This window comes from Streptomyces sp. NBC_00158 (assembly GCF_045160885.1).
Taxonomy (GTDB): Bacteria; Actinomycetota; Actinomycetes; order Streptomycetales; family Streptomycetaceae; genus Streptomyces.
On sequence record NZ_CP108163.1, the window covers coordinates 243,929 to 270,592 of the forward strand.

General features: G+C 75.0%; 23 protein-coding genes. 13 read left to right on the forward strand and 10 right to left on the reverse strand.

All coding sequences use genetic code 11. From position 1 onward, the window contains the following. Positions 1-21: 21 nt before the first annotated feature. Complete coding sequence (locus OG553_RS38575; protein WP_331719350.1) at positions 22-1,272, forward strand: ATP-grasp domain-containing protein; 1,251 nt, start codon at positions 22-24, stop codon at positions 1,270-1,272. A 76-nt stretch (positions 1,273-1,348) separates the two neighbouring features. Here the strand turns inward: OG553_RS38575 and OG553_RS38580 are convergent, their stop codons facing one another. Together OG553_RS38580 and OG553_RS38585 are read right to left on the reverse strand one after the other, a co-directional pair. Further along, a complete protein-coding gene (locus OG553_RS38580; RefSeq protein ID WP_405983280.1) occupies positions 1,349-2,227 on the reverse strand; it encodes an aminoglycoside phosphotransferase family protein in 879 nt (292 codons plus the stop codon). A 15-nt stretch (positions 2,228-2,242) separates the two neighbouring features. Next, the gene (locus OG553_RS38585; RefSeq protein WP_331719352.1) at positions 2,243-2,470 is read right to left on the reverse strand and encodes a hypothetical protein; all 228 of its coding nucleotides are present in this window, start codon (positions 2,468-2,470) and stop codon (positions 2,243-2,245) included. A gap of 303 nt (positions 2,471-2,773) precedes the next feature. Here OG553_RS38585 and OG553_RS38590 point away from each other — a divergent pair, with 303 nt between their 5' ends. Then, positions 2,774-4,030 (forward strand): helix-turn-helix domain-containing protein, encoded by a 1,257-nt coding sequence (locus OG553_RS38590; RefSeq protein WP_331719353.1) that lies wholly within the window; start codon positions 2,774-2,776, stop codon positions 4,028-4,030. Between the two features lie 78 nt (positions 4,031-4,108). On the opposite strand, the gene OG553_RS38595 is transcribed toward OG553_RS38590, so the two are convergent. From OG553_RS38595 to OG553_RS38610, 4 genes are all read right to left on the reverse strand, one after another. After that, the gene (locus OG553_RS38595) at positions 4,109-5,134 is read right to left on the reverse strand and encodes an alpha/beta hydrolase (RefSeq protein WP_331719354.1); all 1,026 of its coding nucleotides are present in this window, start codon (positions 5,132-5,134) and stop codon (positions 4,109-4,111) included. Between the two features lie 17 nt (positions 5,135-5,151). Beyond that, positions 5,152-5,571: a RidA family protein gene (locus OG553_RS38600; RefSeq protein ID WP_331719355.1), complete on the reverse strand. Its 420-nt coding sequence runs from the start codon at positions 5,569-5,571 to the stop codon at positions 5,152-5,154. Positions 5,572-5,686: 115 nt separating this feature from the next. Continuing rightward, positions 5,687-6,859 carry a cytochrome P450 gene (locus OG553_RS38605; protein WP_331719356.1) on the reverse strand — a complete coding sequence of 391 codons (1,173 nt, stop codon included), beginning with the start codon at positions 6,857-6,859 and terminating at the stop codon, positions 5,687-5,689. Beyond that, complete coding sequence (locus OG553_RS38610; RefSeq protein ID WP_331719357.1) at positions 6,856-10,050, reverse strand: amino acid adenylation domain-containing protein; 3,195 nt, start codon at positions 10,048-10,050, stop codon at positions 6,856-6,858. Before OG553_RS38610 ends, OG553_RS38605 begins: the two co-directional genes overlap by 4 nt. A 125-nt stretch (positions 10,051-10,175) precedes the next feature. Between OG553_RS38610 and OG553_RS38615 the strand changes: the two genes are divergently transcribed. Continuing rightward, complete coding sequence (locus OG553_RS38615; protein WP_331719358.1) at positions 10,176-13,136, forward strand: beta-ketoacyl synthase N-terminal-like domain-containing protein; 2,961 nt, start codon at positions 10,176-10,178, stop codon at positions 13,134-13,136. Between the two features lie 102 nt (positions 13,137-13,238). Here the strand turns inward: OG553_RS38615 and OG553_RS38620 are convergent, their stop codons facing one another. Further along, positions 13,239-15,212: a prolyl oligopeptidase family serine peptidase gene (locus tag OG553_RS38620; protein WP_405983276.1), complete on the reverse strand. Its 1,974-nt coding sequence runs from the start codon at positions 15,210-15,212 to the stop codon at positions 13,239-13,241. 60 nt (positions 15,213-15,272) lie between these two features. After that, positions 15,273-16,169 carry a TauD/TfdA family dioxygenase gene (locus OG553_RS38625; RefSeq protein WP_331719360.1) on the reverse strand — a complete coding sequence of 299 codons (897 nt, stop codon included), beginning with the start codon at positions 16,167-16,169 and terminating at the stop codon, positions 15,273-15,275. Positions 16,170-16,349: 180 nt separating this feature from the next. On the opposite strand from OG553_RS38625, the gene OG553_RS38630 reads away from it, so the two are divergent. The 6 genes from OG553_RS38630 (at position 16,350) to OG553_RS38655 (ending at position 23,046) form a co-directional block, all read left to right on the forward strand. Next, positions 16,350-18,356 carry a non-ribosomal peptide synthetase gene (locus tag OG553_RS38630; RefSeq protein ID WP_331719361.1) on the forward strand — a complete coding sequence of 669 codons (2,007 nt, stop codon included), beginning with the start codon at positions 16,350-16,352 and terminating at the stop codon, positions 18,354-18,356. Continuing rightward, positions 18,353-19,144 (forward strand): thioesterase domain-containing protein, encoded by a 792-nt coding sequence (locus OG553_RS38635; RefSeq protein ID WP_331719362.1) that lies wholly within the window; start codon positions 18,353-18,355, stop codon positions 19,142-19,144. The genes OG553_RS38630 and OG553_RS38635 overlap by 4 nt, the downstream gene beginning before the upstream one ends. Before the next feature lie 63 nt (positions 19,145-19,207). Beyond that, positions 19,208-20,206 carry a JmjC domain-containing protein gene (locus OG553_RS38640; RefSeq protein ID WP_331719363.1) on the forward strand — a complete coding sequence of 333 codons (999 nt, stop codon included), beginning with the start codon at positions 19,208-19,210 and terminating at the stop codon, positions 20,204-20,206. After that, positions 20,203-21,516: an MFS transporter gene (locus tag OG553_RS38645; RefSeq protein WP_331719364.1), complete on the forward strand. Its 1,314-nt coding sequence runs from the start codon at positions 20,203-20,205 to the stop codon at positions 21,514-21,516. The genes OG553_RS38640 and OG553_RS38645 overlap by 4 nt, the downstream gene beginning before the upstream one ends. Beyond that, a complete protein-coding gene (locus OG553_RS38650) occupies positions 21,513-21,659 on the forward strand; it encodes a hypothetical protein (protein WP_331719365.1) in 147 nt (48 codons plus the stop codon). The genes OG553_RS38645 and OG553_RS38650 overlap by 4 nt, the downstream gene beginning before the upstream one ends. A 4-nt stretch (positions 21,660-21,663) precedes the next feature. Next, the gene (locus tag OG553_RS38655; RefSeq protein ID WP_331719366.1) at positions 21,664-23,046 is read left to right on the forward strand and encodes a YcaO-like family protein; all 1,383 of its coding nucleotides are present in this window, start codon (positions 21,664-21,666) and stop codon (positions 23,044-23,046) included. Between the two features lie 16 nt (positions 23,047-23,062). Here OG553_RS38655 and OG553_RS38660 read toward each other — a convergent pair whose 3' ends face one another. Then, a complete protein-coding gene (locus OG553_RS38660) occupies positions 23,063-23,236 on the reverse strand; it encodes a DUF5958 family protein (RefSeq protein ID WP_331719367.1) in 174 nt (57 codons plus the stop codon). A 146-nt stretch (positions 23,237-23,382) separates the two neighbouring features. On the opposite strand from OG553_RS38660, the gene OG553_RS38665 reads away from it, so the two are divergent. The 3 genes from OG553_RS38665 (at position 23,383) to OG553_RS38675 (ending at position 24,974) form a co-directional block, all read left to right on the forward strand. Further along, complete coding sequence (locus OG553_RS38665) at positions 23,383-24,021, forward strand: glyoxalase (RefSeq protein WP_331719368.1); 639 nt, start codon at positions 23,383-23,385, stop codon at positions 24,019-24,021. A gap of 62 nt (positions 24,022-24,083) precedes the next feature. Further along, positions 24,084-24,497 (forward strand): VOC family protein, encoded by a 414-nt coding sequence (locus tag OG553_RS38670; RefSeq protein ID WP_331719369.1) that lies wholly within the window; start codon positions 24,084-24,086, stop codon positions 24,495-24,497. A 42-nt stretch (positions 24,498-24,539) separates the two neighbouring features. Beyond that, a complete protein-coding gene (locus OG553_RS38675; protein ID WP_331719370.1) occupies positions 24,540-24,974 on the forward strand; it encodes a YdeI/OmpD-associated family protein in 435 nt (144 codons plus the stop codon). 84 nt (positions 24,975-25,058) lie between these two features. On the opposite strand, the gene OG553_RS38680 is transcribed toward OG553_RS38675, so the two are convergent. Further along, complete coding sequence (locus OG553_RS38680) at positions 25,059-25,649, reverse strand: TetR/AcrR family transcriptional regulator (protein ID WP_331719371.1); 591 nt, start codon at positions 25,647-25,649, stop codon at positions 25,059-25,061. Between the two features lie 106 nt (positions 25,650-25,755). Between OG553_RS38680 and OG553_RS38685 the strand changes: the two genes are divergently transcribed. Continuing rightward, the gene (locus OG553_RS38685) at positions 25,756-26,634 is read left to right on the forward strand and encodes an NAD(P)-binding domain-containing protein (protein ID WP_331719372.1); all 879 of its coding nucleotides are present in this window, start codon (positions 25,756-25,758) and stop codon (positions 26,632-26,634) included. Positions 26,635-26,664: the final 30 nt, after the last annotated feature.

A 26,664-nucleotide genomic window follows, 5' to 3' on the forward strand; every position in this document is an offset into this window, starting at 1 on the left:
ACAATGCTCCGCGGAGGCAGCATGCGAGCCGAACACCCCCTGGTCGTACTCGTCGACGCGTACGGGACGGGCAGACACCTGCGGGCGGCCTTCGCCGGCCTCGGCGCCCAGGTCGTGCACCTGTCCAGCACCCCCGCACCCCTGAAGTCCCTGAAGGCGCCCGACCCGGGCGGCTACGCCGCGTCCCTCGTCGCCGACGGCCCGGTGGAGACCGCCCGACGGCTGGCCGAGATGCGCCCGGCGCTCGTGGTGGCCGGACAGGAGCCCGGCGTACCGCTCGCCGACCTCATGTCCGAGATGCTCGGCCTGCCGACCAACGGCTCGGCCCTGTCGGCGGCGCGCCGCGACAAGTACCGGATGATCGAAGCGGTCCGGAAGGCCGGCGTGCGCTGCGCCCGCCAGTTCCGCTCCGACGACGTCGACGCCGTCGTCGCCTGGGCCCGGGAGCAGGACGGCCGGCCCGTCGTGATCAAGCCGCTCGCCGCCTCCGGCTCCCAGGGCGTGTCCATCTGCACCGGCCCGGCCCAGGTGCGCGCCGCCGCGGAGGCGGTCCTCGGCACCGACACCATGTACGGCGAGACCAACTCCGAGGTCCTGGCACAGTCCTACCTCGAAGGCACCGAGTACATCGTGGACACCGTCTCCGGCCGCGGAGCGCGCTACGACGCCGGCGTGTGGCGCTGCGACAAACGGCGGCGCGGCACCCGCAACGTCCCCCACCGCGCCCTGCTCGTCGCACCGGACGACCCGGTGGTGGCCGAACTGACCGCCTACACCCACGAGGTGCTGGACGCCCTCGGCATCCAGTACGGCGCCGCGCACGCCGAGGTGATGATGACGGCCGACGGGCCCGCGCTCGTCGAGATCGGCGCCCGGATGAACGGGACCATGAACCCGGACTTCGACGCCGCGAACCTCGGCGCGGACCAGGCACGGGCGACCGCGCTCGCCTGGCTGCGCCCGGACGCCTTCGCCGAGGAGTTCGCGGGCCGTACGTACCGCCTGCTCCGGGAGGGGTTCGTGTACCACGTGGCCACGGAGCTCTCCGGCGTCGTGGAGTCCGTGGACGCCGCCGCCCTGGCACGCATCGGCGAGGTCGGGTCCGTACGCGCGGTCACGGTCAAGCCCGGCCCCGGCGACCGGCTGCGGCCCACCGTCGACCTGCCGTCCAGCCCGCTCACCGTGCACATGGCGCACACCGACGCGGCGGCCCTGGCCCGCGACGAGGCCCGCGTCCTGGCGCTGTCGAAGGAGGTGTTCCGGCTCGGCTAGCCGCCGGACGCGCGGACACGCGGAAACGGGGGAGGGGCGGGCGCGTACGGCGCCCGCCCCTCCCCCTGACGCGGCCTCAGCCCGCGAGGACCTGGCGGATCACGTAGCGGGCGTTGGCGGAGATGACCGGATTCGTCTTGCGGTAGTAGGGCAGCTGGATGAGGGCCATGGACAACGCCCACCCGCGGCCGCGGGCCCAGGAGGCGTCGTCGGCGTCCACGGCCCCGCGGAAGACCTGCCGGGCGTCGGCGGGCAGCAGGTTCCACGCCGGGATCAGGTCGACGGCGGGATCGCCGAGGCCCGCGGTCCCGAAGTCGATCACCGCTGCCAGCCGGCCGTCCGCGCCCAGCAGGTTGCCCGGCATCAGGTCGGAGTGGATCCACCGCGGCTCCCCGGACCATCCGGGAGCGGCGAGGGCCTCCTCCCAGGCGGCCAGGGCCGCCCCGGCGTCGAACGGTTCGTCCGAGTCGCGCAGCGCCTCGATCGCGGCCCGGGTCTCCGCGTCCGCGGCGGCCAGCGGCCGGCCCCGGTGCGCGCGGGGCCCCGCCCCCAGGTCCGCACCGCGCAGGGCGGTGACGAACCCCGCGAGGTCACGGGCCAGCCGCCCGGGGTCCGGCGCCCGGCCCTCGACCAGCACCTCGCCCTCGATCCAGCGGTGGACGGCCCACCCCCACGGGTAGCCCTCGGCGGCCTCGCCCAGCCCGAGCACCTCCGGGACCGGTACGGGCACCAGGGGCGCGATCCGCGGCAGCCAGTGGGCCTCCCGCTCCAGGGTGCCGGCGCCGCCCGCGGTGAGCGGCAGCCGGACGGTCAGCTCGGTGCCGACCCGGTAGATCGCGTTGACGGTGCCCCCGGACTCCAGGCGCCGGACCGGCAGCCCGGCCCACTGGGGGAACTGTCCGCGCAGCAGCTCCCGTACGAGGTTTTCGTCGGTGTGCGCTTCGTCCGCGTGCATCCTGGCCATGCGCCGTCAGGGCCAGTCGATGACGTCGGTGTCGCCGCCACGGGTGCCCGTCGGGGTGGCCGGCGGATTCGGCCAGTCGATGACGCCGCCCCCGTCGGCCGGCCCCGAGCTGACGGTCCGGACCGAGGGTCCGGCGGGCCAGTCGATGCCCGGCTCGGTGCCGGTGGCGAGGGTGGCGGCCGCTACGACGGAGAGCAGGGCCGCGGCGGAGGTGGCGAGGACGCTTCTACGCATGGAGGGCTCCGAACGGAGAATCCCAGGCACGGGATGGGGAAGTCTGGCAGTTACGGCTTGAGAACCGCTTGAACGGCTCGGCCTCGATGAACCTAGATCGGCCGAGTCCTGCTGGCAAGTCGATTTGCCAAAGATTGCCAAACGTTCTTCCGGCCGCCACGGAGGGTGTGGAATGACGCTTGAACCCCCTGAGGCACGCATCCGGCAAATACTTTGCCAACCGGCCCGAGGGGCGCTACGATGCCCACCAAAGCGTTGGGGGCGCGATCAGGTTGAATTCCGATAATTGATTGCAGGACTCATATGACAGACGAGTCGTCATTCGGCGCGCGCCTCAAGGCGTTGAGACTCCAGCGGGGACTCTCCCAGGCCTCACTGGCCGGCGCGGAGATCTCCACCGGGTACCTGTCCCGACTGGAGTCGGGCGCACGCCAGCCCACCGAGCGGGTGATCGCCTACCTCGCCAAACAGCTGGGCGTGGACCGCATGGCCTTCGACGCCCTGCCCGCGGCGGCCTCGCCCGCCGCCGGCGGCAGCTCGCTCACGCGGGCCCTGAGCATCGTCGCCTCCTGCGACAACGACGAGTCCGTCGAGGAACTCATCGACGTGCTCGCCACCGCCGGGGCGGAGGAGGACCCCCTCCTGCGCTGGCAGGCCCTGTGGGTCATCGCCGGCTACCGCTCCCGCCACGGCGAGCGCGCCGAGGAGCAGGCCTGCCTCGAAGAGCTGGCCGAAGTGGCCGACGAACTCGCCCTCCCCGCCCTGCAGTGCCGGTCCGGCACCCAGCTCGCCCGCTGCCTGCGCTCGGTCGGACAGGTCGCCCGCGCCCTCGAACTCGCAGAGAACGCCTACCGCGTCGCCAAGGAAGCGGGTCTCTCCGTCACCGACACCGGAACCGCCCTGCTGGCGCTCGTGTCGGTCGAGGCCGAGTCCGGCCGCCTGCCCGACGCCCGGGCGCACGCCGAGGAACTCGTCGCCCTCGTCCAGGGCAGGGAGGACGCGCTGCGCGCCGAGGCCCTGTGGTCGGCGGCCACCGTCAGCTCCCGCCAAGGAGACGACGACGCCGTCCACGCCTACCTGGAAGAGGCCATGGAGGCCCTCGACAGCCGGGTCGACCCCATCCTGTGGGCGCGCCTCAGACTCGCCGCGGCCTCGCTGTACCTCCAGTCCAGACCGGCCCTCACCGACAAGGCGCGCACCTGCCTGGCGCAGGCCGAGATGGCGCTCTCGCTCATCGGCACGCCCGTCCAGCAACAGGAACTGATGGTCCTCCAGGCCCACCTCGCGTTCGAGGAGGGCCGCTACGCGGACGCCCGCGCCGTCCACACCCGGCTGGACTTCGACAACCTGCGGCTCACCTACCGCGACCGGATCCGGCTCCAGACGCTCGACAGCCTGCTGCTGATCGTGGAAGGCCACCAGCAGCAGGGCCGCGCCCGGCTGAAGGAACTGGGCGAGGAAGCCCGCCGCGCCTCGAACATGGACCTGGCGGCAGAGATCTGGCGGGTCCTGGCGGAGACGCTGGAACTCGCCGAGCAGGCCGGCACCGCCCGCCGCTGACCACCGCACACGCCCCGGGCCCCGGCAGAAGCCGGACCCGGGGCGTTCGCACGCCCGGGGCGGGCGGTGGCGGACACCTCACCCGGCCAGCACGCGCCGCATCCACGCCACCCGCGCCCGGTGGGCGGCCTTCGAGACCACCGCGTCCGGAACCCACTCGTCGAAACTGTGGAACGCCCCCGACCACACGTGGAGTTCGGCCTCGCCCCCCGCCTGCCAGATGCGCGACGCGTACGCGATCCCCTCGTCCCGGAGCGCCTCCACGGAACCCACCTCGATGAAGGCGGGCGGCAGCCCGGACAGGTCCCGCGCCCGGTACGGGGCCGCGTAGCAGGAGACGTCCGGCCCGCCCCGCCGCTCCCCGAGCAGGGCCGTCCACCCCGCCAGGTTGGACTCCCCGTCCCACAGCCCCACCCGGGCCATCTGCCCGGCCGAGAACGTCCCGCACCGGTCGTCGAGCATCGGGAACTGCAGCACCTGGCCGACCGGGCGCGGACCCGACCGGTCCCGCGCCAGCAGCGCGAGGCCCGCGGCGAGGGCCCCGCCGGCGCTGTTGCCGCTGAGGAAGACGCGCTCCGGGTCCAGGCCCAGGCCCCCGGCGTGCTCGGCCAGCCAGCACAGGCCCGCGTAGCAGTCCTCCACCGGCGCCGGATCGGGGTGTTCGGGTGCCAGCCGGTACTCGACGGAGACCACGGCCGCCCCGAGCTCCTGCGCCCGGTCCAGCTCCCCCACCAGCTCGGTGCTGCGGTGGCTGCCGGCCACCATGCCGCCGCCGTGCGTGTGGTAGATGACCGGAACGGGCCCCCGGGCCGCGGCCGGGCGGCAGACCAGCAGGGTGATCGCGGGCGCGCCGGCCGGGCCGGGCACCGTACGCTCCTCGATCTCGAACGTCCCGTTGCGGCGTATCCGTTCGTCGCCCAGCCGCCCCGACGCGGAGCGGCGGCGCCGGTCCGCGATCAGCTCGGGGGTCAGGGGCATCGGGAGCTCGCCGAGGATCCAGCCGATCGGCCCCGCCAGCTCGGCGTCGAAGGGCGGCGGCGGAGCCTGCAGTCCGGCTTCCCGCAGTGGGGCGGCGGAGGGGGAGGAGGCGGTGGAGGCAGTCATGGCGTGCGGGATCCGATCTACTCGACGGGCAGCAGGGCGAGGGCGTCCACCTCGAGCAGCAGATCGGGGCGGTAGAGCGCCACGATCTGGACCACCGTGCTCGCCGGCGGACGCGCGGTGTCGATGAACTCGTCGCGCGCGGCCAGGACCTGCGGGACGAAGGCGATGTCGGTGACGAAGCAGGTGAGCTTGACGACATCGTCGAACGTGGCCCCGGCAGCCGCGAGACAGCGCGCCATGTTGGTGAACACCTGCCGGGCCTGCGCCGCCGGGTCCCCGGCTCCGACCAGCTCGCCGTCGGCGTCGAACGGCATCTGGCCGGCGATCGCGGCCACCCGGCCCGGACCGGTGACCACATGGGTGTACCCCGAGCTGGGGGCGACCCCGGCGGGGTGCGAGAGGTGCACGAGACCGGGCAGGTCCTTCTTGTCCGTCATGTCTTCACTCCTGGACGGGTCGTGGGGCGGGTGTGTGCGGGGAGACGGTGGTGCGGGGCAGCGGTGGGGCGGATGCGGATGCGGATGCGGAGTCGGAGCGGCGGTGCGACGGCCGTCACCTCGCGGTGAGGCGCACCGGCAGCGACTCGGGGCCGCCCACCTCGATCGACCGCAGCCGCCGTACGGGGCCGCTCTGCTCGATCCGGCCCACGGTGTCGAGCAGCTCCGTGAACAGGACGCGCATCTCGGCCCTGGCCAGCGTGCTGCCGATGCAGAAGTGCTCGCCGGCGGCCAGCGCGATGTGCCGGTTCGGGCTCCGGGCGATGTCGAAGCGGTACGGATCGGCGAAGACGTCCTCGTCCCGGTTGGCCGAGGGCAGCCACAGGACCACGCGCTCACCGGCCTCCACCCGCGTGCCGCGGATCTCCGCGGGGCGGGTGGCGACCCGCATGCTGTGCGTCGCGCTGGAGGTCCAGCGCAGGACCTCCTCGATCGCGCCGGGCATCAGGCTCCGGTCGGCGGCCAGCCGCCGCCACTGTTCCGGGTGCTCCAGGAAGGCCTGCATGCCCCCGATCAGCGCCAGCCGGCCGTTCTCGGTCGCCCCGATGAGGTTCTCGCAGTTGAGGACCGCCTCCTCCTCGGTCAGCAGCTCCCCGTCCACCGTTCCGTTGACGAGGGCGCTCAGCAGGTCGCCGGTCGGCTCCTCCATCCGCCGGTAGAGCAGCTCCATGAAGTACTCGACGAGCAGCGGGTGCGAGACCAGCGACGTATGGGCCTCGAACGCCTCGTTCGTCCACCGGTACAGGTCCTCGTGGTCCCGCTCGGGGATGCCCAGGATGTGGCAGATCACCGACAGCGACAGCCGCCCCGCCACGTCGTCCGCGAAATCGCAGCCGCCCAGTTCGACGGCGCGCCCGAGGACCCGGCGCGTCGCCGCCACCACGTAGCCCTCCAGGCCCCGTACGGAACGGGTGTTGAACCAGTCCGCCATCAGGCCGCGCAGCTGCTTGTGCCGCGGGGCGTCGGTCAGGGCGAGCGTCATGCCGCCGCCCGGGTCCTCGCCGGGGCGCAGCAGCACGCCGCGCGCCGAGCTGAAGCCGGCGGAGTCCCGGTACACCGCCCGGACGTCCTCGTACCGGGTCAGCGACCAGAACGCGGGCAGCTCCGCGGCCTCGTGGCGGTGCACGGGGGCGTGCGCGCGCATCCACTCCCACACGGAGTGCGGATCACCTCCCGCGTGGAGTCCCGGATCGGTCAGCAGGGCGGGCGAGAGGGCGGTCGTCGTCATGGCGTGACTCCTGGGATGAGGGTGCGCACACGCTCCGCGAAGCGCTTGGAGACCTCCCGCGCGGTGCTCTCCGCGACCGCGTCGGGCCGGAAGGCCGTGTGGACGAGCAGCCCGCCGCCCTCCGCGGGCCACAGCTCGGTGTGCAGTTCGAGGGGCAGGCCGAGGTAGGGCTGCCGCAGCAGCGTGGTCCTCGCCCCCGCGAGTTCCAGCCTCGGCGGAAGGTTGTCCTGGCAGGCGAAGAGGGTCTGGTACAGCGGGGGCCGGCCGTCGCGCGGCGGGTCCACCAGGGCCAGGACGTCGGGGAACGGCACGTCCTGCGCGGCGAAGGCACGGGCGGCGGTCTCCGCGACCCGGGCGACGGCGGGCCCGTCGCCGTCCAGGGCCGCCCCGCGCAGCCGCAGGGCCAGCATGTTGATGTGGCACCCGACGGCCCGCTCCAGCTCCGCGCCGTCGCGCTGGGCGACGGGCACGCCGACGGCGAAGTCCCGCTGCCCGGTCGCCTCCGACAGGCTCGCCGCCCACAGGGAGAGCAGCACCACGAACCGGGTCACCCCCGCGGCGGCGGCCGCGGCGTCGGCCCCGGCCAGCGCACCGGCGTCCAGTACGGTCTCCACGACCCGGGGTGCCCCCGCCCCGCGCGGCTCGGCGCCGGCCGGCCAGCCCATGGCCGGGACACCGGCTAGCTCCTCGCGCAGGAAGGCGTGGTGGGCCTCGGCCGAAGCCTCCCGCAGGCGCGCCCCGCGCGCCCGGTGCACCTCCGCCAGGCTCGGCCGGGGGTCCAGGACGGGGGCGCCGGAGGCGACCGCCGTACGGTACGCCGTGCTCAGGTCCTCGGCGAGGACCCCCTCCGACCATCCGTCGAAGGCGACGTGATGCACCACGCAACCGAACAGCGCACTGCCCGCGCCCGCGCCCGCGCCCGTCCCCGCCCCCGGGCCGGTGACCGGGACCAGGACGGTGCGCCAGACCTCCCCGACGTCCGGGGCCAGTTCCCCGCCGAGCTCCGCGCGGACCGCGCGGGCGGCCGCGGCGACGGACTCCCGGGCGGGCAGCACCTCCAGGGGCGGCGGGGGGATGTCCACGAGCTCGGCGGCGGGCCGCGGGTCGAGCACGTACGCGGCCCGCAGGGACTCGTGCCGGCGGTGCACCTCACCGACGGCCGCTTCCAGCGCGGCGCGGTCCAGCGGGCCCTCGACCACCCAGGTCAGCAGGCAGTGCCCGGTACGGTCCGCCGGATCCAGCAACTGCGGGGTGAGGTACACCAGCTGCATGGCCGACAGCGGTGTCCCGGCGGAGCCCCCCGCCCCGGCCCGGCAGGCCGGTTCCGATCCGGGCTCGGGATCCGGCTCCGGCGCGGCGGCCAGCCGACGGGCGAGGCCCGCGGCCGTCGGCTCCTGGTACAGCCAGGAGACCGGGACCGGCCGGGACAGCGCGGCCGCGAGCCGCGAGCACACCCGGCCCGCGCCGAGGGAGGTCCCGCCGAGCCGTACGAACGGCACGTCAAGGGGGACCGCGTCGAGTTCCAGGACGGAGGCGAAGCACTCCGCGACGGCCCGCAGCACGGGATCCGCCAGGTCGCGGGGGAGCACGCCGGGCCCCGCCGCGCCCCCCGCCCGCTCCCGCGCCGCGCCGGGGGCGGCCGGCCGCCCGGCCGGCCCGGCCAGTGCCAGCAGGGCGCGTTCGTCCAGCTTGCCCTGCGGGGTGACGGGCAGGGCGTCGACGGCGACGACCTCGGCCGGCCGCTGGTAGGCCACCAGGCCCGCGTCCAGCACCGCGAGGACCCCGTCCAGCGGGTCCCCCCGCCGCACCGGCACGCAGAACGCGACCAGTTCGCGCTCACCGCGCGCGGCGTCCCCGCGGGCCAGCACCCGGCAGTGCCGGACGGCCGGCAGGAGCCGCTCCACCTGCCGCTCGACCTCCGCCGGCTCCACCCGGTGGCCCCGGACCTTCAGCTGCCGGTCGGCGCGGCCCTCGTAATGCAGCAGGCCGTCCGCGTCCCAGCGGCCGAGGTCGCCGGTGCGGTAGACCCGTACCTCGCGCCCGTCGATCCGTACGCCGGTGAACTTCGCGTCGGTCAGCGCCTCGTCGCGCAGGTAGCCGAGCGCCAGCCCGTCGCCCGCGAGGCAGATCTCCCCGGTCTCGCCCACCGCGCACGGCCGGGTCCCGTCCAGGACGTGCACCCCGGTACCGGGCACCGGACGCCCCAGGGGAATGCCGCCCGGGAGGTCGCAGTCGGCCTCCGTGACGCGGTGCGTGGTGGCGAACACCGTGGACTCGACCGGCCCGTAGCCGTTGAGGAGGACGACGCCGGGATGCCGGCGCAGGAAGCGGCGGACGTGGCCGGGCGAGAGCCGCTCCCCGCCGATCGCCACCTGGCGCAGTCCGCGGAAGGCGTCGGGGAGCTCGTCCACGATCATGTTGAACAGGCTGGCGGTCAGCCAGACGGTGTCCGCGCGGTGCCGGGTGACGGCTTCGGCCAGGCCCGTGGGGGAGAGGTACGGGTCCGTCACGACCACCGAGGTCCCGCCGTTCAGCAGCACCGACCACAGTTCGAGCGAGAAGGCGTCCCAGGGGGTGGCGGCGGCCAGCGGCATCACGGTGTCGGCGGTGAACTCGGCGAAGGTGCCCGGCTGGAAGAGGCGCGCGGTCGCCCGGTGCGGGCTGAGCACGCCCTTGGGCCGGCCCGTGGTCCCGGAGGTGAAGAAGACGCACGCCGGATCACCGGCGTCGACGGCCACCGGCACGAACCCCGCCGGGGCGCCGGCCGGGCCGGAGGGCGGTGACCACACGGCCGGAGCCAAGCCCTCCGGCAGGTCCCGGCCGTCGCGGGCGACGAGCAGCGGCGGCCTCAGGTCGCGCAGCACGTCCCGCAGCCGCTCCTCGGGCCAGTCGGGGGCCAGCAGGGCGTAGGCCGCCCCGGCCTTCAGGACCGCGAGGAGCGCGGTGACCAGCTCCGCGCTCCTGGGCAGCAGTACGGGCACCAGGGCGCCGGGGGCGACACCCGCGGCGACGAGCCGCGCGGCCCAGGCGTCCGCCGTCGCGTCGAGTTCCGCGTACGTGGTGGCGCGGTCCCCCTCGACGAGGGCGACCGCGCCGGGGCGCTCCGCGGCCCTGCGGGCGAACGCCTCGTGGAGTCCTCCGCCGGGTGCCGTACTGCGCGGGCCGGCGGTCCACTTCGGGTCCGGTCGCACGCCGTCCCCTCCCCTCTGTTCCGGTTACCCACCTGTCAGACAAAGCGATGGCAAGAACATTGCCACCTACTTGCCCAGTCTGGCAACCTTGCCGGTACGTACTGGCGTGACACGAAGGCGGACCCATGACGCGCGACCGTTCCCTCGACATAGCCGTGACCGGAATCTCCGGCAGGTTCCCCGGCTCGGCCGACCTGGCCGCCTGGTGGGAGGCCCTCGTCGAGGGACGGGTCCTCACCACGCGGTACGACGCACGCCGCCTGCGCGAGGCCGGAGTGCCCCGCAGCCTGGCCGAAGACCCCGCGTTCGTACCGGTGCACGGGCACCTCGACGACGCCGACCGCTTCGAGAACGCCCTCTTCCGGGTCAGCCCGCGCGAGGCCGAGATGATGGACCCGCAGCACCGGATGATGCTCGAATGCGCGTGGGCGGCCCTGGAGGACGCCGGCACCAGCCCCCTCGGCACCCCGCTCACCACCGGCGTCTACGCCTCCGCCAGCGGCAGCGGCTACCTGCGCGCCATGCTGGCCGGCGGCGGCCTGGACCCCATGACCCTCGAAGACGCCATCCACGGCAACGAGCCGGACTTCATGGCCAGCCTCATCTCCTACAAGCTCGACCTGACCGGCCCCGCCGTGGCCGTCCAGACCGCCTGCTCCTCCTCCCTCGTCGCCCTCCACACCGCCGTCCAGGCACTGCTGAACGGCGAATGCGACCAGGCCCTCGTCGTCGGTGCCGGCGTCGCCCACCCCCAGGCCGGGCACCTCCACGTGCCCGGGGGCATCCACAGCGAGTCGGGCGCCTGCCGGCCGTTCGACGAGCACGCCGACGGAGTGGTCGCCGGATCCGGCGTGGCCTGCGTCGTCCTGCGGCGCCTGGCGGACGCGCTCGCGGACGGGGCCGAACCGTACGGCGTCGTCCTCGGCACCGCCGTCAACAACGACGGCTCCGCCAAGGCCGGCTACTACGCCCCCTCGGCCGGCGGACAGGAAGCCGTCATCCGGGCCGCCCTGGAGGCCGCCGACGCCGACGGCGCGAGCATCGGCTACCTGGAGACCCACGGCACCGGCACCCGGGTCGGCGACCCCATCGAGTGGTCCGCCGCCTCGTCCGCCTACAGCGCCGCGGGCGCCGCCCCCGGCCAGGTCGCCGTGGGCGCGCTCAAGGCCAACACCGGCCACCTCGACAACGCCGCCGGGCTCGCCGGGCTGATCAAGGCCCTGTTCGTCGTCCGCGAGGGCGTCGTCCCGCCCGTCGCCGGATTCACCCGGCTCAACCCCCTGCTCGACGCCGAGGACTCCCCGCTGTACGTCCCCACCGCCGCCGCCCCCTGGTCCGGACCCGAGCCCCGGCGGGCCGGGGTCAGCTCCTTCGGCGTGGGCGGCACCAACGCCCACGCCGTCGTCGAGGCACCCCCCGCCCCCGCCCCCCGCTCCGACGCCCCCGACCGGCCGCGGGCCGGGTACCTCGCCCTGCTCTCCGCCGCCGACGGCGAGGCCCTCGCCCGCACCGCCGAACGCCTCGGCCGCCACCTGTCCGCCGAACCGGCCCCGGACCCGGCCGACGTCACCCGCACCCTCGCCACCGCCCGAGCCGCCCTGCCCGAACGCCTCGCCGTCGCGGGCGGCGGCACCGCGGACCTCGCCGACCGGCTCCTCACCGGCGCCGGGACGGTACGCGGCCGCGTCCCCGACACCGGCCCGGCCCCCCTCGTCCTCGCCTTCCCCGGCCAGGGCGCCCAGCGCCCCGGCATGGCCCTGCCGTTCGCCGACGCCCTCCCGGGCTTCGCCGGGGCCCTCGCCGAATGCCTCGGCGCCTTCGAGCCCGGCCTCGCCGCCGAACTCCAACGGGCCCTGCACGAACCCGCGTTCCCCGAAGCGGAACTCGACCGCACCCGGCTCGCCCAGCCCGCGCTCTTCGCCGTCGAGTACGCCGTCGCCGCCGCCCTGCGCGGCCTCGGCCTGGTACCGCGGGCCGTGATCGGCCACAGCCTCGGCGAGGTCACCGCGGCCTGCGCGGCCGGCGTACTGGAACTCCCCGACGCCGCCCGCTTCGTGACCGTACGGGGGCGCGCCATGCAGGACTGCCCCGAGGGCGCCATGCTGGCCCTCGGCTGCGGCGAGGACGCCGCCCGCGAACTGCTGGCCGCCCACGGCGCGCCCCTGGAGCTCGCCGCCGCCAACTCCCCGGACGGCAGCGTGGTCGCCGGCACCCCCGGGGCGGTCGCGGAGTTCGAGGCCCGGCTCGCCGGCCGCGTCGCCACCCACCGGCTGCGCACCACTCGGGCCTTCCACTCCGCCCTCGTCGAGCCGGCCCTGCCGCTCCTCGCCGCGGAACTGTCCCGCACCCCCGTGCACCCGCCGACGCTGGCCTGGGCCGCCGACGACGGCCGGCTGCTGCTGCCCGGCACCCCGGTCGCCGCGGACCACTTCGCCACCGCCGCCCGCAATCCCGTCCTCTTCACCCGCGCCCTCGACTCCCTCGCCCGGCACCTGCCCGGCGCGCTGGTCGTGGAGGCCGGCCCCGGACGTACGCTGTCCGCCCTGGCTGAGGCCGCGGACCTGACCGCCGTCCCGCTCGCCCCGGGCCGCGCCGCCCGCGCCGAGGACGTACTCACCGCCCTGGGCGCGCTCTGGACCGCCGGCCAGCCGCTCGCCGCGCGCCGCCTGTGCGCGCAGGGCCGCCCCGTACGCCTGCCCGGCTACTCCTTCGCCGGCCCGCGCCGGACCGCACCCGAGGCCGCCCCGCGGCCCGAAGCCCCCCGCCCCGCCACGGCCGCCCCCGGGCCGGCGGCCCCGCGGACCGCCCCGCAGGAGCGGCCCGCGGCCCCGGCCCCCCTCGACGTGCCCGCACTGGTCGCCCGGCTCTGGGCGGAGCTGCTCGGCCACCCGGAGACCGCCCCGGACGCCGACTTCTTCTCCCTCGGCGGCGACTCCCTCCTCGTCACCCGCCTCGCCCGCAGGCTCGGTACGGAACTCGGCGTCCGCGTCCCGATCCGCGAACTGCTCCTCGCCCGGACACTGGAGCGCCAGACCGAGGTCGCCACCGCCCTCGCCGCCCGGCCCCCGGCCACCGCCGCGGGCTGACCGCCCACGCGGCCCGGCCCACGCGGCCCCGCTCACGCGGAAGCCGCCCCCGGACAGATCCGGGGGCGGCTTCCGCGTGAGCGGGCGGGCAACCGGCGCGGGTCAGTCCCGCCCGTCCGCCGAGAGCTCGGTCCGGGGAACGCCCGGCGCCTCGAAGCCGAACACCTGCCCGTAGACGGAGAGCTCGGCGTGCAGGCAGTCGACGACGGTCCGCGCCATCCGGAAGCCGTGCTGCTCCTCCTTGAACGTGAGGTAGGCGTGCGGCACCCCGCTCTCCCGCATCCGCTCCACGTACCGCTCCGCCTGGACCGGCGGGCACACGGCGTCCTCCAGCCCCTGCATCAGCACGAACGGCGCCCGCACCTCGCCGGCCCGCCGCAGCGGCGACACCTGCGCGTAGCGCCCGGCCGCCCGCGGCCAGGGCCCGATGAGGCTCTCCAGATAGCGCGACTCGAAGTCGTGCGTGCCCTGCGCGCGCCACTCCTCCGGGTCCAGCAGCGGGAAGTAGATCCCGGCCACCCGGTACAGCTCCGGTTCGGCGGCCAGCGAGGCCGCCGCGGTCCAGCCGCCCGCGCTGCCGCCCCGGATGCCGATGCGCCCGGGGTCGGCCTCCCCGCGCGCGACCAGCCCGCGCACCGCGGTCGCGCAGTCCCGGACGTCGACCACGCCCCAGGCCTCCCGCAGCCGTTCGCGGTAGGCGCGCCCGAAGCCGGTGGACCCGCCGTACTGCACGTCGACCACGCCGACGCCCCGGCTGGTGAAGAAGGCGGTGGAGAGGTCCGCCACCAGCTGGCTGCGGGTGGTGGGGCCGCCGTGCGCCTGCACCACGTACGGCGGCAGCTCGCCCTCCGGGGCGCGGAAGCCGGGGTTGTGCGGCGGATACACGTACGCGTGCACCTCCTCGCCCTCCGGGCCGCGGAACACCGCGTGGTACCCCGGGGGCAGATGGTCCGCGTACGCCGTGTCCGAGGCCCGCAGCACCTCCGGGGCCCCGCCGTCCGCGCCGACGAGCAGCAGCTCGCCCCGGTCGCGCGGGCCGGCCGCCGAGGCCACGACCCGGCGGCCGTCGGTGGCGAGCACCGCCCACTCCGTGAGCTCCTCTCGGCCGTCCAGGTCCGTCAGCGACCCGTCGGCCCCCAGCAGCGCGAGCCGCCGCGCGCCCACCCCGTGCGTGACGAACATCCGGCCGCCGCCCACCGGCAGGAACCACCGGGCGCCGATCCGCCAGAGCGCCTCGCCGAACTCCTCCTCCCGGGCGCACAACGGCCGTACGGAGCCGTCGAGACCCAGCTCGTGGACGTTCCACCAGCCCGTGGTGTCGCTCAGCACGTACAGCACGCCGGGCCGGTCCGGGGCCCACTCCGCCTGGCTGACGGCGACCCCGGGCCCGCCCGCCAGCACGCGGGCGGGCCCCAGCGTGCCGTCCGGTCCGACCGGCGCGACCATCAGCTCCGTGCCGTCCCACGGCATCCGCGGGTGGTCCCACCCGAGCCAGCAGGCGTACCGGCCGTCCGGGGAGACCTTGGGGCCGGTCATCAGGTGGTGGCTCGCGGCCAGCACCCGCACCGCCGCCGGATCCCCGGCCGCCGAACCGTCCAGCGGCAGGGCGACCAGGTCCCGCCGTACCTCGCAGCGGTCCGCGGTGAGGGCCACCTCGCGCAGGCACCACACCTCGTCCCCGACCACGCAGAAGTCGGCGTACGCCGCCCCGCCCGGCAGCGCGGGCTCCGGACTGACCGGCTCCGGCCGGCCGCCGGGCACCGCCCGGTACACCCGCTGGTCGTCCCAGTGGGTGAACACGAACCCGGCACCGGGGTCATCGCCCAGCGGCAGCCAGGGCTGCCCCCCGTACTCGATGACCCGGGTGCGCACGTTCCACCCCGGCCCCAGCGCGTCGCCGACCGAGCCGTCGGGCGTCCGGCGCACCAGCGCCACGCGGCCCGACTCGCCGGGGCGCCACTCGGTCCACCAGACCTCCTCGCCGATGAAAGCGGCCCACTCGACCTTCTTCTGCCCGGCCGCCGCCGCGTCGGCGCCGATCGGCGAGGTCCAGGTTCCGTAAGGGGACGTGCGCACCTGTGTCTCCGTCATGTTCTGGGTCCGGTCCGGGTCTCCGTGTCCTGCGGGGTACGACGCTCAGTCCCGGCCCGTGCTGTAGGCGGAGGTGTCACCGCGCAGGGCCGCGCTGGGCCGGCCGTCCACGCCGACGGGGGTGGGGGCCACGACGGTGACGCGCTCGCCGCGGCGGTACTGGTTGCCGTAGTCGTAGATGGCGTAGTGCGCCGTCGACTGGTTGTCCCAGATGGCGATGTCGCCGACCCGCCACTGCCAGCGCACGGTGTGCTCCGGCTTGGTCAGGTACTCCTGCATCATCCGGATCAGGTCGCGGGAGGCCTGCGGGGCGTAGCCCACCACCCGGCGGGCGAACCCGCCGAGCAGCAGCGAGCGTTCGCCCGTCTCGGGGTGCACCCGGACCGCCGGGTGCTCGGCCTCGTACGGGGTCGAGATGTAGGCGCCGCGCTCGATGACGGTGTCGTCGGTGAAGTCGCAGTCGTTGCTGTGGACGATCCGCAGCCGGTCGGCGAAGTCGCGCAGCTCGGCCGGCATGGAGGCGTACGCGGTGGCCGCGTTGGCCCACACGGTGTCCCCGCCCACCGGGGGGATGACCTTGCTGTGCAGGAACGCGAAGGCCGGCGGGCGCTCGATGAACGTGAGGTCCGTGTGCCAGTGGTTGGCGCGGGTGCCCTGCTTGGAGTCCATCTCCCGCAGGTTCGGGCGGCCCTCGGGGGCGTCGTAGATCGGGTGTCCGAGCGTCAGCTTGCCGAAGCGCGAGGCGAAGGCGGTCTGCTCGGCGTAGTCGAGGTCCTGGTCGCGCAGGAACACCACCTTGTACCGGAGCAGGGCCGCGCGGACCGCGGCGATCGTCTCGTCGCCGAGCGCCGCGCCCGCGTCCACGCCGCCGATCACGGCGCCGATGTTCCCGGTCAGCGGAGTGACCGTCACACCGGTGTGCGCCTGCAGGGTTTCAGTCATGGCTCTTGCCTTTCCCATGGGGATTCCGGTTCACCGGGCGTCCCGGTGCACCGGATTGACTTTCCAGATCTGGCAAGAGGTTGCCATGGATGTGACCAGCCTGGCAATATCGTCTGGCATGAAGCTCCTGAAGACGCGGACCGGCCCCCGGCCGCCGCGACGAACAGTGGAGGACTCCTGATGGCCACGCCGACTCTGACCGCCCCTCCCGGGCCCCCGGCCGGCGCGCCCCGCCCCACCGGAGAGGGCGAGCCCCTGCCCGTCGGCCCCCGGCCCCCGGTGCACGAACTCGTCGCCGGATTCGCCCGCACCACCCCCGCCCGCACCGCCGTCAGCAGCGGCGCGAGCAGCATCGCGTACGGAGACCTCGACGCCTGGGCCGCCCGCATCGCGACCGAGCTCACCGCGGCGGGCGTCCGCCCCGGCGGGCGCGTCGGCGTGCTGGCCGAACCGTCCCTCGCGATGGTCGCCGCCGTACTCGGCGCGATGCGCTGCGGCGCCGCCTACGTACCCGTGGACGTCTCCAACCCCGACCCGCGCGTCACCGCCATCCTGAAGGACGCCCAGGCCGACGCCGTCCTCGTCACCGACGCCACCCGCCCCCGCCTCACCGGCCTCGGCATACCCCTGGTCGACGCCGGCGCCACCGCCCGGCAGCCCGCGGCCGGCCGCCCGGACGGCACGGCCCGCGGCCGCGAGCCGGAAACGCCCGGCGTCCCGGTCGCCGACCACGACGCCGCCTACCTCATCTACACCTCCGGCAGCACCGGCGAACCCAAGGGCGTCGTCGTCGAACACGGCCAGCTGGCCGCCTCGACCCTGGCCCGCCGCACCGTCTACCCCGGCCGGCCCGTCTTCCTCCTCGTCTCCCCCCTCGCCTTCGACTCGTCCGTGGCCGGCCTCTGGGGCACCCTCACCGCGGGCGGCCACCTCGTCGTCGCCACCCCCGACGAGATCCGCGACCCGGAAGCGCTCGCCGAACTCGTCGAACACCACCAGGTCACCCAGCTCCTGTGCGTGCCCTCCCTCTACAGCGTCCTCCTCGACGCCGCACGCTCCCTCGGCGGCGACCGCCTCCGCTCCCTCGAAACCGTCGTCGTCGCAGGCGAACCCCTGCCGCCCGAACTCGTCGACCGCCACTTCGCCCGGCGCACCACCCCCACCGCGCTGGTCAACGAATACGGCCCCACCGAAGCGACCGTCTGGGCCACCTACCGGCGCTTCGACGCCCCCGGCCCCGTCTCCATCGGCCGGCCCGTCCCCGGCACCACCCTCCACCTCCTCGACGAACACCTGCGCCCTGTACCCCCCGGCACCGAGGGCGAGCTGTACATCGGCGGCGCCGGCGTGTCCCGCGGATACCACAACCGGCCCGAGGACACCGCCCGGGCCTTCCTCGACGACCCGTTCACGGACACGCCCGGAGCCCGGATGTACCGGACGGGCGACCGCGCCCGCTGGAACGCCGACGGCACCCTCGCCTTCCTCGGCCGCCGCGACCACCAGGTCAAGATCCGCGGACACCGCATCGAACTCCCCATGATCGAAGCCCAGTTGGCGGCCCTCCCCGGAGTGCGCGAGGCCGTCGTCGTCCCCGACGCCACCGGCAGCGCCCTGACCGCCTTCGTCCTCACCCCGTCCGGGTCGGCACCCGCCCCCGAGACCCTGCGCGAGGAACTCGCCGCCCGGCTGCCCGCCGTCATGGTCCCCGCCCGGATCGTCCGCCTCGACGCCTTCCCCCGCACCCTCAACGGCAAGGCGGACCGGGCGGCCCTGCGCGACCGGGCCGACGAACGCCCGCCCCTCACCGACCCCACCGCCCCCCACACCCCCGCCGCCGGGCCGGCCCCCCACACCGACCTGACCGCACAGGTCGCCGCCGCCTGGGCCGAGGTCCTCGCCGCCCCCCACGTGCCGCTCGACGTCAACTTCTTCGACCTCGGCGGCCACTCCCTGGCCATGTTCAAGCTCCGCGAAGCCCTGGAACGCCATACCGGCAAGCGCCCGCCCGTGATCGCACTGTTCAAGCACACCACCGTCGCCGCACAGGCCGCGATGCTCCGCGACGGCGACGGCTCCGCCGAAGGCGCCGAATCCGCCGCCTCGGCCGAGCGCCGCGCCGCCGCACGCCGCGCCCGCGCCCTGCGCGCCCGACGGCAGGACCCGGCTCAGGAGGCCGCCCAGTGACCACCGCCCCCACCACCGCCCCGCACCGCCCGGACGCCGACACCGGCCCGTGGCTGCACCGCACCGCCCCCGTGGCCGACCCGGTCGCCCGCCTCGTCTGCTTCCCCCACGCCGGAGGATCCGCGTCCTTCTTCCGCGCCTGGGGCGAACGGATCCCCGGGGTCGAGGTGTACGCGGTCCGCTACCCCGGCCGCGCCGAACGCCTCGCCGAGCCCCCGGCGACCGACCTGCGCGAACTCGCCCGCGCCGTCGCCGACGCCCTGGCCCCCCTGGCCGACCGCCCGCTGGCCCTGTTCGGCCACAGCATGGGCGCGCCCATCGCCCTGGAGACCGCGGCCGCGCTGGAGGCCCGCGGGATCGACCCCGTCCACCTGTTCGCGTCCGGCTCCCGCGACGCCCCGTACCCGTCCGCCGAGGAATGGTCCGACCCGGACCAGGACGACGACCCCGCCGTCATCGAACGCCTCCTCACGCTCGGTGGCACCGATCCCGAACTGGCCGCCGACCCCGAGTTCCAGGAGCTCGTCCTGCCCTACGTACGGGCCGACGCGGCCCTGTTCCACGCCTACTCCCCCGCCACCGACGCCCGCCCCGCCCCCACCGTGCGGTGCCCGGTCACCACCCTCACCGGGGACGCCGACCCGGACGCCGACCGCCGGCCCTGGAGCGAGCTCACCACGGGCGGCGTACGCGCCCTGACCGTCCCCGGCGACCACTTCTACCTGGTCGCCTCCCCTCCCCACACACTGATCCGGGACACCCTGGCACCCCCGCGCCCGGCCGCCTGACCCCACCACCCACCCACCCGCCCACGCCCCCCACTCCCCACCCCCGAGGAACCCGGAGCAGCTGTGGAAATCCTCCAGGCGGACGCCGCGGACCACGTCCCCGCCGACGGGCTCGCCGGCCTGCTGTCCCCGCTCGCCGAACCGGAGTTCCTCCGCCACCGGCTGGGCACCGAACCCGTCCTGATCCGCGGACGGGAAGGCCGCTTCCACGGCCTCTTCGGCTGGCCCCGGCTGAACGAGGTCCTCGCGGCGGCCCGCACCGACCCCTCCCGCACCCACCTGGTGCGGTCCGCCGACGGGATCCCCCTCGCCTCCTGCGCCGAGCCCGTCCCCCAGCTCTCCCCGCGCGGACGCCCCTCCCGGCTCCACCCGGACCGCCTGTACGAGGTGCTCGCCGCCGGCGCCACCCTCGTCATCGACGGGATCGAGGAACTCCACACCCCCCTGCGGACCCTGACCACCGCCCTCGAAGACACCCTGCGCACCCTCGTCCAGGCCAACCTCTACGCGAACCTCGGCGGCGCCGAACAGGGCTTCCACACCCACTGGGACGACCACGACGTGTTCGTCCTCCAGACCGGGGGCGCCAAGCACTGGGACCTCCACCCACCCACCGAGGACCACCCCGTCGGCGTCCTCAGCACCCCCGCCCCACCCCCCGCCGGCGCCGCCACCTGGTCCGGAGAACTCACCGACGGCGACGTGCTCTACCTCCCGCGCGGCTGGTGGCACACCGTCAGGGCCGTCGAAGGCAGCCCCTCCCTCCACCTGACCCTCGGCACCCGGCTGCCCTCCGCCGGCGACCTGCTGCGCCGCCTCCTCACCCACCTGGCCCGCAACCACCCCCACGTACGCCAGGACCTGCCGAGGTTCACCACCCCCGAAGACGCCCGGAACTGGTACGAGGACCTGCGCGAGGTCCTCGTGACGGCCGCCCGCGAGCCCGGCCTCCTGGAACGGCTCGCCGCACGGGCCGACGCGGGCGCCCCGGCCCGGCCGGAGTTCACCCTCCCCCACCTCCCGCAGCACGCCCCGGCCGCCGCACCGGCCGACAGCCGGTGACCCGCCCGGCACGGACCCGCCCGAAGGCCCCGGCGGCCGTCCGCGGACTGCCCGCCGCCTTCTGGTGGATCTGGCTGAGCGTCCTCGTCAACTGGATCGGCGGGTTCGCCGGCCCCATGCTGGCCCTCTCGCTCACCGCCGGGCGCGGCTACTCCGCCTCGCACGCCGGACTCGTCCTCTCCCTCGTCGGACTCGGGGGGATCGCCGGCACCTTCCTCGGCGGAACCCTCGCCGACCGGATCGGCCGCCGCACGACCATGTTCACCGCCCACACCTGGACGGCGGCGAGCATGGCCCTGCTCGGCGTGGCCGCCGAGCCCTGGGCCGTGGCCGGCTCCGCCCTCGCCATGGGACTCGGCGCCACCGCGGTCCGGCCGGCGATGCAGGCCTCCCTCACCGACCTCGTCCCGCCCGAGGACCGCCAGCGCGCCTTCTCCCTCAACTACTGGGCCCTGAACGCGGGCGGCGCCATCGCCGCCGTACTGGCCGGACTCATGGTGACCCACGGCTACGCCCTGATCTTCCTCGCCGACGGCGCCGCGACCCTGCTCTGCGGGATCCTGGTGCTCGCGAAAGTACCCGAGACCCGCCCCGCCCCCGCGGCCCCGTCCGCCCGGCCGGAGCTCCCACCCGCACCGGTACCCGTACACCGCGACACCCCCTTCATGCTCTTCGTCCTGATGACCGCCCTCTTCGCCGTGGTCTTCAGACAGGGCACCTCCACCCTCCCCGTGGTCATGACCCGCGAAGGCCACTCACCCGAGATGTACAGCCTGGTCAGCGCCGTGAACGGACTGGTGGTCGTCGCCCTCCAGATCCCCCTGACCCGGATGGTGAGCGGACGCTCCCGCCCCGCCGTCCTCCTCACCGCCGGCCTGCTCCTCGGCTGGGGCTTCGGCCTGACCGTGCTCGCCGACAGCGTCGCGGCCTTCGCCTGCACGGTCCTCGTCTGGACCCTCGGCGAGATCCTGCAGGCGCCCGCCGGCATCGCCGTCACCGCCGACCGCGCCCCCGCCGACCGGCGCGGCCGCTACCAGGGGATGTACGGCGGCGCCTGGTCGGCCGCCGCCTTCCTGGCCCCCGCGGGCGGCGGCTGGGTCCTCGACCGGTGGGGCCCCACCACCCTGTGGACCCTGTGCGCGGTCCTCGCCTGCACGGCCGGCGCCGGCTGCGCCCTGGTCACCGCCCGCACCAAGGACTTCCGTACGGGCCTCGCGGCCTCCGTACGGGACGGGAGCGGCACACCACCGCCCCCACCCGCCTCCTCCGGACCCGGAAGAGGAAACCTCACCGAAGGGAACACGCCATGAACCCCACCACCGAGCAGTTCGTCGTCGACAACTGCGTCGCCGCCTACCTCGACACCGACGAGTTCGTCGTCAACAACTGCGTGGCCGCCTACGTCGACGCCGAGGAGTTCATCGTCGACAACTGCGTCGCCGCGTACGTGTGAGCCGATGACACCCCTCCGTACGCAGGAGCCCGGCCCGGACGGCGACCACCGTCCGGCGCCGGGCACCGGCCCGCACCCGCCCGTCGTCACCCGTACGCGCGTCCTCACCGGCCCCGCCGGCACCCCGCCCGCCCTCCACCTCGCTGTCAGCGACCTCGCCGAACCCGGCCCGGACCGCCCCTGGCAGGCCGACCGGCAGGCGTTCGGCACCTCCTGGACCAGCCCCGGACGGGCCCGCGCGTCCGCCGAGGGCGAAGCCGTCGAACGCCTCTGCCTCTCCGTACCCCCCGCCCCGGAACGGCTCCGCTACGCCACCCACGACGAACTGACCCGCCGCGGCATCCCCGCCCTCGACCCCCGCCGGCTCGTCCTCTACTCACCCCGCCAGTACGCGACCCCCGGCTTCCCGTTCCGCCCCTTCCTGCGCGACTCCCCGGCCCACTGGATCGAAGGCCGCCACGCCGGTGACGGCACCCCCGTCCACGTACCCGCCTTCCTCGTCCACACCGCATGGCGGCGCATGCCGCACGAGCGGCCGGAGCCCCTGTACGCCTTCCCCGCCCTGGGCGGCACCGCCGCCGGCCCCACCCCCGCACACGCACTGCGCGCCGGCCTGGAGGAGGTGGTCGAACGCGACGCCGCCGCCGTGTGGTGGGCCCACGCCCGGCCGCTCCCCGCCCTGGAACCGACCCCGTACCTGCGCGCCCTGACCGCCGGCGCCCCCCGCGGCTTCGACGTCCGCCTGACGTACCTGGAGAACGAGTTCGGGGCCCCGGTGCTCGCCGCCGGGGTGCGCAGCCGCGAAGAGGGCTGGCTGACGTACGGGTTCGCGGCCCGCCCGGACCCGGTCGAGGCCGCGGCCAAGGCCCTGGCCGAGGCGTACACCCTGCACCTGACCTGCCGCACCCTGGACAATCCCGCGGCGGCCGTCCGCACCCCGGGCCGGCCCTCCCCGCTCAAACCCTGGCGCGCCGACCGCCGTTACCTCGACTCCTACCGCGCGGACGCCTCGGACGTCGTCGAGCAGCTGTGCCAGCAGCAGCTGTACCTGGACCGCCGGGCGGCCGACCGCGTCGCGCCGTGGACCTGGGACGTCCCCTCCGGCCGCTGGAGCGACGTCCCGCACCTCGCCGCCGGCGACACCCTGCTCCACCGGGTCCTCGGACGCGGCTACGAGGTCATCACCGTAGACCTGACCACCCCCCGGGCCGCGGCCGCGGGCATGCACGCCGCACGCACCATCGTCCCGGGCACGGCGGGCGCGGCCCCGGCCGCCTACCCCGCCCTGGGCGCCCACCGCCTCCAGCGAGCCGCCACCCACCTGGGCTGGACCCCGGCCGACGTCCCCGAAACCGCCCTCAACACCTTCCCCATGCCCCACTCCTGACGCTTCCGCAGGCCGCTCAGGGGGCCGTGGGCAGGTTGTGCCACGAGTGTCCGCAGGCGCCCCGGCAACAGGTCTCCCGGCGGCGGCTGTCGGCGACCGCGAACACCGAGACGAGGACCCGGAAGGCCCTCACGTGCTCGTCGGCCGGCAGGCCCGAGAACCCGTAGCGGGGCGGGTCCATGCAGATCATCACGCACGGGCCCGCTCCCGCTGCGGCAGCGAGAGCCCGGAGGACCACGCGGTCCCGTCCTCCAGCGTGCGCAGCCCCTGGGCCGAACGGCAGGTGGTCAGGAATCGAGAAGCCCCGGCCCCGGACCGGCGCCTAGCGTATGGGTCATGGCAAACACGACCTCCACCGCAGCCGGCACCTCCCTCGCGTCCGTCACCCTCGAAGTGGCCGACCCCGCCGCCGCCCACCGCTTCTACACCGCCTTCGGCGTCGACGCGTACGTCAGCCTGCGGGCGTCCGAGACGCCCACCACCGGCTTCCGCGGCTTCACCCTCGGCATCACGGTGTCCGGCCCGGCCACCGTCGACGGCTTCTTCCGCGCCGCGGTCGACGCCGGCGCCACGGTCCTGAAGCCCACCGCGAAGTCCCTGTGGGGCTACAGCGGCGTCGTCCAGGCCCCGGACGGGACCATCTGGAAGATCGCGACCGGCGCGAAGAAGGACACCGGCCCCGACACCCGCGAGATCGACGAGATCGTCCTCCTGCTCGGCGTCGAGGCCGTGAAGGCCACCAGGCAGTTCTACGTCGAACGCGGCCTGACCGTCGCCAAGAGCTTCGGCGGCAAGTACACCGAGTTCGCCGCCGGCACCTCCACCCCCGTCAAGCTGGCGCTCTACAAGCGCCGCGCCCTGGCCAAGGACCTCGGCGTCCCCGTCGACGGCACCGGCTCGCACCGCATCGTCCTCGGCGGCACCGAAAACGCCTTCACCGACCCGGACGGCTTCACCTGGGAATCCGCGGCGTAACCCACCCCGCCCCAGCCACCCCCACCCACTCCCCCCCACCCCCACCCAAGGAGCAGAACACCATGAAGGCACACATCAGCTCGATCCTCCTCGGCGTCCGCGACATGGACCGCGCCAAGCGCTTCTACACCGAGGGCCTCGGCTGGAAGATCCAGAACGACTTCGGCGTCTCGGTCTTCTTCGAATCGGACGGCGCCTCGCCCGTCGGCTTCTACAGCCGCGAGGGCCTCGCCGCCCAGGTGGGCACGGACCAGGAAGGCAGCGGCTTCAGCGGACTGGTCCTGACCTACGTCGTACGCAGCGAGACGCGGGTCGACGAGATCATGGCGGAGGCGTCGAAGGCCGGCGCCACGGTCCTCAAGCCCGCCGGCGCCCTGCCCTGGGGCGGCTACGGCGGCACCTTCGCCGACCCGGAGGGCTACGTCTGGAGCCTCGGCTACAGCGCCCAGGGAACCGACCAGCCCTACGCGGAGTAGCAGCGGACCGAGGCGGACCGGCAACACGAACAGGAGAAGACCATGAAGTTCCGGACCCGAGTCGAACCGCCCGAGCCCATGCGGGGCCTGGAGGTTCCGCCCGAGGCGGTGGCAGCGCTCGGCGGGGGAGCGCGGCCGCCGGTGGTGATCACCGTCAACGGGCACTCCTGGAAGAGCCGGGTCGCCATCCTGCGCGGCCGTCACCTGCTCGGCCTCAGCAACGCCAACCGGCAGGCCGCGGGAGTGGCGGTCGGCGACGAGGTCGAGGTCGAACTGCACCTGGACACCGAGCCCCGCGTCATCGAGGAGCCCACGGACTTCGCCCGGGCCCTGGACGGCGACCCGCTCGCCCGCGCCGCCTACGACGCCCTCACGGACAGCCGCAAGCGCGAGCACGTCCGAGCCGTCGAGAGCGCGAAGAAGCCCGAGACGCGGCAACGCCGCATCGAAAAGGCCCTCGCCGCCCTCCGCGGCTAGAACACCGCCTGGGCCCGGCCCAGCCGCGGCCGGCTCTCCCCAACGGCCGCCCCGACGCCCCCGATCAGTCCGAGCAGCTCCCCCTCAGCCCCGCGGGCCGCGCTCCCCGTACGAACGGACGAGGCGGGCGAGCTGCCGCCCGGCGGCGTGCAGGGGTTCTTCGCTCCGGTTGACCTGGGCGGTGACCTCGGCCCCTTCCAGCGTGCTGATCACGGTGGTGGCCAGCTCTCCGGCGGTCACCGGGTCGAAGCCGGCGCCGAGCAGCTTCTCGCTGACCAGCCGCGTCCAGTCGCGCAGGGCTTCGGCGCAGGTCCGCTGGATCTCGGAGTCCGTGCCGAGGGTCTCCAGGGCCGCTGCCGTGACGGGACACCCGTCGACCCAGCCCGACTCGCGCAGCTCCGCGGCGAGTTGCCGGGAGCAGGCGAGCACCGCCTCGGCGGGATCGTCCTCCGCCGCCAGGGCCGTACGCAGGACCGAGGCGAACTCCTCACTGCTGTGCCGGATCGCCGCCACCCCGACGGCCTCCTTGCCGCCGGGGAAGAAGTGGTAGACGGAGCCCAGCGTGGCCTGCGCCTCGCCCGCGATCTGCTTGATCCCCGTCCCCACGTACCCCTGGCGCTGGAGCAGGCGCGCTGCTGCGACGACGATCCGGTCCCGAGTGCTGCTGGTCTGCATGGGACCACCCTACCCGCCAACTAATTAGAGCGTTCGTTCCACTCCCGTGCTACGTTCCTCCCAGCCGCTAAATAGAACGATCGTTTTAGCAAGGGAGCCCAGACCAATGCCCACCACAACAACCATCACCAAAGTCACGGTCATCGGCCTCGGCCCCATGGGCACGGCGATGGCCGACGCCCTCCTGGACCAGGGATACGACGTCACGGTCTGGAACCGCACGGCGTCCCGCGCCGACGCCCTGGTGGCCCGCGGCGCACACCTGGCGCCCGGCGTCGGGGAAGCGCTCGCCGCCAACGAGCTGGTGGTCCTGAGCCTCACCGACTACGCGGCGATGTACGACCTGCTCGGCCCCGTCGAGGACCGCCTCCAGGGCCGGGTCCTGGTCAACCTCAGCTCCGACACCCCCGAAGAAGCCCGCAAGGCCGCCCGCTGGGCGGCCGACCGGGGCGCCGTACAGCTCACCGGCGGCGTCACCGTCCCGCCCTCCGGCATCGGCCGGCCCGAGTCGTCCACCTTCTACAGCGGCCCCCGCGAGGTCTTCGAACGCCACCGGCCGGTACTCGAAGCGATCACCGGCACCACCGACCACCGGGGCGAGGACCCGGGACTCGCCGCGCTCTTCTACCAGATCGGCATGACGATGTTCTGGACGTCCATGCTGAGCTACTGGCAGGCGACCGCACTGGCCCGGGCCAACGGACTGACCGCCTCCGACATCCTGGGACACGCGGTCGACACCGCGAACTCCCTCCCCGGCTTCCTCGCCTTCTACGCCGAGCGCATCGACGCCGGACGGCACAGCGGTGACGTCGACCGGCTCGCCATGGGCATGGCCAGCGTCGAGCACGTCCTGCACACCCACGCCGACGCCGGCGTCGACACCGCCCTCCCGGCCGCCGTAGCCGCCCTCTTCCGACGCGGCATGGACGCGGGCGGCGCCACGCAGAGCTTCTCGGGCCTGGTGGAACTGATGGGGAAGTAGCAAAGAGGAACTCGGCGTCCACACCTTCGT